The 6,562-nt window shown below is 43.1% G+C and carries 7 protein-coding genes and 2 tRNA genes; 4 read left to right on the forward strand and 5 right to left on the reverse strand.

All coding sequences use genetic code 11. The features are described from left to right. Positions 1–3: 3 nt before the first annotated feature. A complete protein-coding gene (locus A4S05_RS06990) occupies positions 4–405 on the reverse strand; it encodes a nuclease A inhibitor family protein (protein WP_069069108.1) in 402 nt (133 codons plus the stop codon). Between the two features lie 614 nt (positions 406–1,019). On the opposite strand from A4S05_RS06990, the gene A4S05_RS06995 reads away from it, so the two are divergent. After that, on the forward strand, positions 1,020–1,217 hold the full coding sequence (locus A4S05_RS06995; protein ID WP_069069109.1) for a DUF2795 domain-containing protein: 198 nt from the start codon (positions 1,020–1,022) through the stop codon (positions 1,215–1,217). A 1-nt stretch (position 1,218) separates the two neighbouring features. Here A4S05_RS06995 and moaC read toward each other — a convergent pair whose 3' ends face one another. After that, the gene (gene moaC / locus A4S05_RS07000; RefSeq protein WP_069069110.1) at positions 1,219–1,728 is read right to left on the reverse strand and encodes a cyclic pyranopterin monophosphate synthase MoaC; all 510 of its coding nucleotides are present in this window, start codon (positions 1,726–1,728) and stop codon (positions 1,219–1,221) included. Positions 1,729–1,762: 34 nt separating this feature from the next. Here moaC and A4S05_RS07005 point away from each other — a divergent pair. After that, a tRNA-Arg gene (locus tag A4S05_RS07005) sits at positions 1,763–1,836 on the forward strand. Between the two features lie 38 nt (positions 1,837–1,874). Here A4S05_RS07005 and A4S05_RS07010 read toward each other — a convergent pair. The 3 genes from A4S05_RS07010 to A4S05_RS07020 all read right to left on the reverse strand — a co-directional run bounded on the left by A4S05_RS07010 (position 1,875) and on the right by A4S05_RS07020 (position 4,995). Beyond that, positions 1,875–3,128, reverse strand: coding sequence for an MFS transporter (locus tag A4S05_RS07010; protein WP_069069111.1), 1,254 nt, complete (start codon positions 3,126–3,128; stop codon positions 1,875–1,877). A 134-nt stretch (positions 3,129–3,262) separates the two neighbouring features. Continuing rightward, a complete protein-coding gene (locus A4S05_RS07015) occupies positions 3,263–4,276 on the reverse strand; it encodes a glycosyltransferase family 2 protein (RefSeq protein WP_069069112.1) in 1,014 nt (337 codons plus the stop codon). A gap of 14 nt (positions 4,277–4,290) precedes the next feature. After that, positions 4,291–4,995, reverse strand: a complete 705-nt coding sequence (locus A4S05_RS07020) for a C40 family peptidase (protein ID WP_069069113.1) — start codon at positions 4,993–4,995, stop codon at positions 4,291–4,293. Between the two features lie 9 nt (positions 4,996–5,004). Between A4S05_RS07020 and A4S05_RS07025 the strand changes: the two genes are divergently transcribed. Together A4S05_RS07025 and A4S05_RS07030 are read left to right on the forward strand one after the other, a co-directional pair. Next, positions 5,005–5,937 carry a serine hydrolase gene (locus tag A4S05_RS07025; protein ID WP_069069114.1) on the forward strand — a complete coding sequence of 311 codons (933 nt, stop codon included), beginning with the start codon at positions 5,005–5,007 and terminating at the stop codon, positions 5,935–5,937. A 234-nt stretch (positions 5,938–6,171) separates the two neighbouring features. Continuing rightward, a tRNA-Ser gene (locus A4S05_RS07030) sits at positions 6,172–6,256 on the forward strand. Positions 6,257–6,562: the final 306 nt, after the last annotated feature.

Consider the following 6,562-nt stretch of genomic DNA (forward strand, 5'->3'; position numbering starts at 1 on the left):
TAGTTAGGTTTCTACAACTTTTGTCGAAATTCCACCTAAATCTTTATCTGAAGTTTTACCAACAATATAGACATCAATACTTATCGTGCCTATGCGATAAACTTTGATATTAGTGAGGTGCTGTCTTAGTGTTTTGACAAGTGTTTTAAACTTTGACACATTTTGTTGTTGTATTTGATCGTGCCATTCTTTTTCTTGGGCACAGTTCCGAAAAAAATAATCTAGTTCTACTTCTTCAACTGATGTTTCTTGAGGATGTCCTGTTAACTGGAGAAGTTTTTGAGCGGTCATTGGTTCTTGCGCTTGATTAGACCACAAAAAAGCTTCAAAAGGATACTCTGATTCACTTATCATTAACAAACCATCGGAGGCTTGTTTAAGTTTTTCCGTAATCTCGTTAGTCATAAAGTTTATTTATGGTTATGAGCATTGATTTTTGAGTGTGCCAATCAGAGAATAACCCTCTTTAGTCACTCTGGGAAAAGAAAAATAAGAGCCAAATTTTCAACTGTAGATAGAGCGAACATTTGAGCGTTTATTTTCTAACAGAATGACTGAAATCAAGATTTTTGCTAAAAGTCTGATGCTGTAAGCATTCTAGATTATTCTCTTCCGAAAGTGATAAAAGAGGGATAAGGCATTAAAGATAAAACTTTTCCCACACGGTATAAAGCCCCTATTTTTAAATATGGAAAATATTAAAAGAAGATTTTTAGCGACACGTAGTGCAATCAAAATCAGCGTTCATATTTTAAACAAGAGCTTTTAAGCATGGGGTTCCCTTTCCCCTTTCCCCCTTTCCCTTTTTTCATCCCTTACCCTTTTCCCCAAAATCCGACAAGTATTGACGAGCACCATAACCACCACTAAAATCTCCCTTGAAAGTTCCCCATACATGATTCATCAACCTGGTGGATGAGCTTTTAATCTTTCTCAGTTAAAAATGATTCATCTTTATGATAGAGGGAGCAAATACATCCACTTGTGAATATGGAAAAAACCTTTAGAGGTGGATAAAAATGGCTAAGGCAAATCCAGTTGAAATACAAAAACACTTGAAAGGTGTTGACTATCCCGCGAATAAGCAAGAATTGACTAAGCACGCTAAAAAGCAAGGAGCAGATAAGGAAATTCTCTCTCTATTAGAGAAACTGCCAGATGATGAGGAATTTGAAAGCCCGGCCGATCTCAACAAAGCTATAGGTCAGATAATCTAGGCTATTGCTTTGGCGGGGAATAATCTGCTGATTTCCCGCCACTCTTACTGATTAAACGAATTGACTCGATTTGAATCGACTTTTCTAAAGCTTTTGCCATATCGTATAAAGTCAGGGCGGCCACAGAAACGGCAGTTAAGGCTTCCATTTCTACACCAGTTTCAGCTTTGGTTTTAACTGTGGCTTGAATTTGATAACCAGGTAGTTGCGGGTCGGGTATAATCTCGACTGCGATTTTTTGCAAAGGCAAGGGATGACACAGAGGAATTAAAGTGGCTGTTTGCTTGGCTGCCATAATCCCAGCCAATCTTGCAGTTGCCAAAACATCCCCTTTTGGGACGTTTCCAGCTTGAATGGCAGCGAAGGTGGCTGGCAGCATCCGCACATTAGCGGCGGCTACTGCTTGGCGAATCGTAGGTGCTTTATCAGACACATCTACCATCTGTGCCTGTCCGTGGGGATCTAGATGGGTTAAGCTGGCAAAATTAGATGGAAAATTATCTTGCGTCATTTAGTTAGAACGTGTTAATATAGATTGTCGGTGAGGGCGTGTAGCTCAGTGGACTAGAGCACGTGGCTACGGACCACGGTGTCGGGGGTTCGAATCCCTCCTCGCCCGTTTTTGAAGGCTAAGAGTTGAAAGTTAGGAGTGAGGAGTTAAATTTCTTCACTCCTAACTTTTAAGTTTTTCATGGCGTAAGCATCTGGAGCTAAACCTAGTGCAAAGCGCAGGGAGTTAGATAGGTTTTTGCTCGACTGGGTGAGGAAGATGACAAGTGCTAGAGAAGTCATTGCAGCACCATAGCCAAACATATTGCGGTAGCCTACAAGTTCTGCGATAGTACCCAAAAGAGGAGCAGCGATCGCAATTCCCAGGTCAAGCCCAGCTATGCATATAGCAAAAATTTTCCCCCGTTCTTGCGGCAGTGAGCGGTCTGCCATCATGGTGATCATCATCGAGATCAGTGTACCACCACCAGCACCTTCAACGATCGCAGCCAGTAAGAAAACGATCGCACTGTGAGCTTGCCACAGCAATATTAACCCCAAAACATAGCAAAAAATACCAAAGGTAATAAACAAACCACGACCTAAGCGATCGCTTGCCTTACCAGCAAACACCCTGATACTAAAACTAGAAATTGCCGCAACTGTAAAAAACAGTCCGCCATTGAAGTCCAACTCAGTGGATTTTAGGAACAACGACACAAAGGTATGTACAGCACCGACGGACAAACCAACCAGCAACATAACTATAGTTGGAACTCTTACCTGTGGACTGCTCAAGGTTTGCCAAAAATTGTGATTTTCGTCCTGAGTTAGTTCCTGTGTCTGCACTGGTGGATTATTAACTTGGACAATCCCTAAGAGGGCGCAAAAACCCAATTCAGCAGATAGCAGAAATAATATCCCGTAACCACTGGTAGCTTCTAAATACCCTCCCAAGGCGGGGCCAATTGCTAAACCAAGGGGAGTTGTGAGGCTCATATAACCAATGATTTCACCACGAGTTTCAGCTGGAGCTAAATCTGCGATTAAGGCACTGTAGCCAGTGGTAAAAGCAGCTACGCTAATGCCGTGAAAAATCCGCACCAGGATCAGTAGCCCAAGTGATTGGGTTGCCAAGTAACCAAAAGGTGCGATCGCAGCTACTATCGTACCAATCAACAAGACAATTTTTCGGCCACGTTCATCGGCTAATCGTCCCAACATCGGGCGAGACAGCAACAACCCAATGGCAAAACTACCCATCACAATCCCAATTTCTTGATTGTTTGCGCCCACATGATCGATGTAAAGCGGTAGGGTTGGTAAGAGCGAAGACAAGCTCGACCAGAATAATAAACCTGCTGTAAATAAAACCAGCAGGTTGCTCCGTAGTTCGGCATCAAAGGTATTAAATGCTTTCAAGGTAGATGCTATTGAATGAGTTATTTGTTATTTGTCATTTGTCCTTTGTCATTTGTCCTTCGTCTAGAGTCAACCAATATTATTTACTTCAACTAATGACTAATGACCAATGACAAATCAATACCATTGTTACCTTACTTAACATTTTTTGCTACTACTTCTCGCACGCGATAGATAGGCCTTCCTTGGGATTCATGGTATGTACGCATGAGCAATTCTGCCAAAAGCCCGAAGCAAAATAACTGTACTCCAGTCACTAGCAGGAGAACTGCTAAAATCAGCAAAGGACGATTGCCAATCATTTCACCTAAAGCCAATTTGACAAAAGTCAAGTAAATTCCGATCCCCGTTCCCGAAACCATTGAAATCAAGCCCAACAGCCCAAAAACATGCATCGGGCGGGTGAGAAATTTTTTCATAAACAGAATGGTTAACAAATCCATCAATACCCGGAATGTCCGCCAAATTCCATATTTACTGCGGCCAAAGCGGCGGGCGTGATGGCGCACGGGTACTTCAGTAATTCTAGCTCCTTCAATGTACGCCAGGGCAGGTAAAAACCGATGTAATTCCCCGTAGAGGTTCATGTCTGCCAAAAGTTCTGCACGATAGGCTTTCAACGAACAGCCATAGTCATGAATATTCACGCTAGTGGTGCGGCGAATTAGCCAATTGGCAATTTTGGAAGGAAGTAACCGATTTACGGCACCATCTTGGCGTTTTTGCCGCCAACCACTCACCAAATCGTAACCTTCATCTAGCTTTGCTAATAACATGGGGATATCAGCCGGATCATTCTGGAGATCAGCATCTAAAGTAACGATCGCTTTACCGACTGCATAATAAAATCCAGCAGCCATCGCCGCAGTTTGTCCGTAGTTGCGACGCAAAATCACCACTTTTAAATTAGTACGAATTTGCGCTTCTTTCTTGAGAAATTCCCCGGAACCATCTGTAGAACCATCATCCACGCAAATAATTTCATAATTTACCTGACTAGAGGATAAAGTAGATGCGATCGCTTCTAGTAAAAGCGGCAAACTTTCCACCTCGTCATGTATTGGCAGCACCACTGAAACATCTGGGACAATTGCTGAAATAGCCCCATTCTCTTCACTTAACCCTTGATTAACCAACCCACTCCTCATATACCTGTGCGCCCTCAGCGTCTCTGTGGTTCGTAACTCTTGATAACTCTACCAGCACCTCGCAGCTGCTGATAGTACGACTGACTAACCGCATCTCCCTGTTCCGAAAGAATATCAATCCCAATTCCATCCCGTCCCTGATCTTTCCCAGAACTATGGATGTAATAACTATCAGCCAAATAAAGTCCGACATGGGTTGCTTTTTGGCTAGTTCCAAAAAATACTAGATCCCCGGCTGCTAATTCTGCAATAGTAATTGGTTTCGTGAATCCTTCCTGTTGATAGGCATCTCTAGGTAGCCAAATACCCACCGAAGCAAACGCCGCCTGCATTAACCCAGAACAGTCATAATTTGGCCCAACCGTACCACCCCAAAGATAATAATTTGATTGTTGCATCGCTTTTTGGGTAAAGGCGATGACCTCTACTAGGAGTTTTTTAATTTCAGCTTCAGAAAATGTTGCAGCCTGATAAGGTACAGTAGCAGATTGTAATGAATCCAAATCGGAAAAGGATACCCATCCCGGATAGTCATCTTCACACAAACACACCTGAATCGCTGAATTTTGCTGATTTGATGTTACCCATAAATGTCGCCCAGATGCGGCTTGAGTTGCCAAGCGTGTACATTCAGGAGAATCATATAAATTCAGGTCAGCTAAACACTGATACTCCCCTGATTTTGGATTTTGGATTTTGGATTTTAGATTAAAGGACATTATTAGAGAATGATTTTTTTTAATAGAGACGAACAACTCGAAAATATTGGTAATGGCATTTTAGATGCAACTTGGGCAGCATTTCCGACCTTAGCCCGGAATCAAATTGCCCTGACTTGGGTTGTTTACGATCCCCCAGTGCTAGTAAATACTGGTGGGGCGCTGACTCCCAATGCTTTTTGGGATCATCCAGTTCGTGGTTTTACTTATCGCGGTGTTGAACGAATTTATCCCGCTAGTGTAGTCAAGCTATTTTACCTGGTGGCGGTAAACGAATGGCTAGAAAAAGGCATGAGTCAAACTTCCAAGGAGTTGGAACGCGCTTTGCGGGATATGATTGTCGATTCTAGTAATGATGCTACCAGCTTGGTTGTGGATATTCTGAGTGGCACTACATCAGGGCCAGAATTACCAACCGGCCCTTTTGAAACCTGGAAATATCAGCGTAATATTGTTAACCGCTATTACCAATCTTTGGGTTGGGAAGAATTGGAGACGATTAACGTCTGTCAAAAAACTTGGGGTGATGGCCCTTATGGACGGGAACGGGCGTTTGTGGGTGAGTTACTGGAAAATCGGAATATGTTGACCACAAATGCGATCGCTAGGTTACTGCATAGTATTGTAGGTGGGGTGGCGGTTTCAAGTGGGCGATCGCAAGCAATGATGGCTTTACTCAAACGGACTCTCAACGATTTACCATCCGACACCGAGGAAAATCAGGTAACAGGTTTTTTAGGTGGCGGACTTCCTGAAAATACTCAAATTTGGTCAAAGGCAGGTTGGACAAGTCAAGTTCGCCATGATGCTGCGTATATTGAGTTACCAGAACAGCGTCCTTACCTCTTAGTGGTATTTACTGAAGGTAAAGCACAGGCTAAGAGTCGGGCCATTTTGCCCTTTGTTTCTAAACTAGTTGCTGAAGCGATCGCTAATTTATGACACAATAATGTTGAAACGATTGGCAGATGCGATCGCTAATGGAGATTATGGCACTGGCGATCGCAGACATTAATCCTGAAACTATGTTACTTGTTCAATCAGGCTTTGTTCCCGAAGCGTTGCGTTACGCAAAAAAGCGATAATGCTATGATATTATAGGGAATGCAATAACATTTCCCTGCATTCACGACATTTGAATATGAAATAGACACTCAAATGTGTGAATAAATACCTGGAGAGGTGTCCGAGCGGTTCATGGTGACGCACTCGAAATGCGTTTTGGGGAAACTCAACGGGGGTTCGAATCCCCCCCTCTCCGTTTAAAAAAATTACTGAAAAACTAGTACCGCAAGGCGTAATTCGTAATTCGTAATTCGTAATTAATTGTTTGCAAGGGTTTCGCGCCAAGGGGGTTTCCCCCATGAGCGACTGCGAACCCGTTAGCGCAGCGTTAGCGAGTCTTCGAGCGTCAGGGGTGGTTTATTTACGCCGTGCTGTACTAGTACAGTGTGGCGGAAATTTGCCTATCTTTAACGAGTTGCTCAAGTAGGGAGGGGGCAATTCATGAACATTAGTGTCAACTTAACGCAAAAACTATGTCCTGCAAGGAACTTCAGTTCCAAGA

Origin of the sequence: Nostoc sp. KVJ20 (assembly GCF_001712795.1) — a bacterium.
In the GTDB taxonomy this organism is placed as follows: domain Bacteria; phylum Cyanobacteriota; class Cyanobacteriia; order Cyanobacteriales; family Nostocaceae; genus Nostoc.

What these genes read in the sequence shown, in the direction of transcription:
- A4S05_RS06990 (WP_069069108.1), bottom strand. Translation starts at nt 405, where the DNA reads ATGACTAACGAGATTACGGAAAAACTTAAACAAGCCTCCGATGGTTTG.
- A4S05_RS06995 (WP_069069109.1), top strand. Translation starts at nt 1,020, where the DNA reads ATGGCTAAGGCAAATCCAGTTGAAATACAAAAACACTTGAAAGGTGTT.
- moaC (WP_069069110.1), bottom strand. Translation starts at nt 1,728, where the DNA reads ATGACGCAAGATAATTTTCCATCTAATTTTGCCAGCTTAACCCATCTA.
- A4S05_RS07015 (WP_069069112.1), bottom strand. Translation starts at nt 4,276, where the DNA reads ATGAGGAGTGGGTTGGTTAATCAAGGGTTAAGTGAAGAGAATGGGGCT.
- A4S05_RS07020 (WP_069069113.1), bottom strand. Translation starts at nt 4,995, where the DNA reads ATGTCCTTTAATCTAAAATCCAAAATCCAAAATCCAAAATCAGGGGAG.
- A4S05_RS07025 (WP_069069114.1), top strand. Translation starts at nt 5,005, where the DNA reads ATGATTTTTTTTAATAGAGACGAACAACTCGAAAATATTGGTAATGGC.